Below are 500 nucleotides of genomic sequence, written 5' to 3'. Positions count from 1 at the left end.
TGCTAACCAGCAGGAGATGCTTGAAACTGCCAAAGCATTGAAAGCGGCGCTTGAAGGCACTAATGCCAAGCTGATTATCAATGACAATATTGAGGTTGCCATTGCTATCAATGCTGATGGTTTGCATATCGGCCAGCATGATGGCTCACCGGAACAGGTGCGGACAAAAATCGGGGCGGATATGATCCTCGGTCTGTCGGTGCAGACCGCGGAAATGGCCACTAAAGCGGATAGTGCTGTGGTCGATTATCTCGGCATCGGCCCAGTTTTCCCGACCGCTACCAAAAAGAACTGCGCACCTTCCATCGGTTTTGACGGGTTGAAACGGGTTTACTCGCACAACGGCCTGCCAGCTGTGGCAATCGGCGGCATTAAGCTGCCGCATGTGGAGGATGTGCTGGCGACCGGTGTTGATGGTCTGGCTGTGGTGTCTGCAATTTGCGGTCAGGAGAGTCCTGAACAGGAAGCGCGTGCCTTCAATGCGGCGATTGCTCATTTCC

General features: G+C 53.8%; 1 protein-coding gene. It reads left to right on the top strand.

Translation table 11 applies throughout. From position 1 onward, the window contains the following. Positions 1-500 (top strand): thiamine phosphate synthase (gene thiE, locus HBA93_RS18325; protein WP_221724253.1); only part of this gene is annotated, 500 nt, incomplete at both ends.

This window comes from Ochrobactrum sp. SFR4 (assembly GCF_019730395.1).
Classification (GTDB): domain Bacteria; phylum Pseudomonadota; class Alphaproteobacteria; order Rhizobiales; family Rhizobiaceae; genus Pseudochrobactrum.
This window is presented reverse-complemented; position numbering and strand designations above follow the sequence as displayed.